At 44.6% G+C, this 1,051-nt stretch carries 2 protein-coding genes; both read left to right on the top strand.

From position 1 onward, the window contains the following. Positions 1 to 349: 349 nt before the first annotated feature. Positions 350 to 580 carry a hypothetical protein gene (locus C7K08_RS14455; RefSeq protein ID WP_106501173.1) on the top strand — a complete coding sequence of 77 codons (231 nt, stop codon included), beginning with the start codon at positions 350 to 352 and terminating at the stop codon, positions 578 to 580. Between the two features lie 11 nt (positions 581 to 591). After that, on the top strand, positions 592 to 1,051 hold a 460-nt coding region (locus tag C7K08_RS16235), incomplete at its 3' end, for a hypothetical protein (RefSeq protein ID WP_206603889.1).

Here is a 1,051-nt window from a genome sequence, read left to right as displayed (position 1 = left end):
GTTCATCGGCCTTGATGGCGATAGCGTAACTATGAATCGCTTTGGTGCCTCTGCCCCCGGCGGCACCTGCATGAAGGAGTTTGGCTTCACCGTAGAAAACGTTGTTGCTAAATCAAAGGCGCTGTTGGGCTGATTCAATCAAGCAACTGCAACATAAAAAAGCCCCGCAAAAGCGGGGCTTTTTAGTACCACAACCAAACTACCAAGAAATCATCCTTTGCCAAACATAATTCAGGCCTAGCAAACAGAGCAAACACAGAGAAAGACAGCACATTTACAAAAATTGACTGCCCAAGCCAAAAAGCTGGACCTGAGAGCTACGATTTGATAATATATTTTTTTTAAGCTGATGGCAGAAGATCTTCGGTCTACAAGCCTAGAAGAGGGTTCAAATGAACCACGTACTGTACCAATGGTACTGATCAGCATGCAGCAACGCACTGCCCTAATTGAATATCTTGCAAAACAGCCCTATGAAGATGTGGCATCTGGAATTGAATTCTTGCGTGATGCTCCTAGCGTTAATGTTACACTAAATGTATCTGACAGTGTTGATATAGCCTCAACCACTGAAGGATAACATTTAATACTATGCCTGACAAGGGCGAAGCCCCATTATTGCCTTTGCTGCTTTGCGAAAAGCTGGGAATCTCCTTCGCCCTTGAACAATCAATCCGCATATCCTGCAAAGGAATTCTGCAGGGTCGCTACGTTATTGGCATTGCACCCAACCAATTAGACACCTGCGACTACAACGAATTTCTTAACTGTCTCTCTCTGCCACAATTATTCCGAGCATGGGCGACACTAAATCATAAGCGATGCTCTACATTGGGTATTGGCTTTGAACCATCCGTCAATGGCATATGCTATAAACTCTACTTTGAATACTGGCATCATCTCGAAGAAAGAATCAACCAAGCAGGCCTAGGTCAAAGATTAGCCTGGAAAGATCAACAAAATCATCCTCTACTAGCGCTGGTTGGACTTAAATGGCTTGCTGCAGAACCAGATCAATGGCGTCTAACCCACTACAAGCTCTGGCCTGAAC

The sequence above is a fragment of the Synechococcus lacustris str. Tous genome (assembly GCF_003011125.1).
Classification (GTDB): domain Bacteria; phylum Cyanobacteriota; class Cyanobacteriia; order PCC-6307; family Cyanobiaceae; genus Synechococcus_D; species Synechococcus_D lacustris.
Note: the sequence above shows the minus strand (reverse complement) of the source record. Positions and strands in the feature narration are given on the sequence as shown.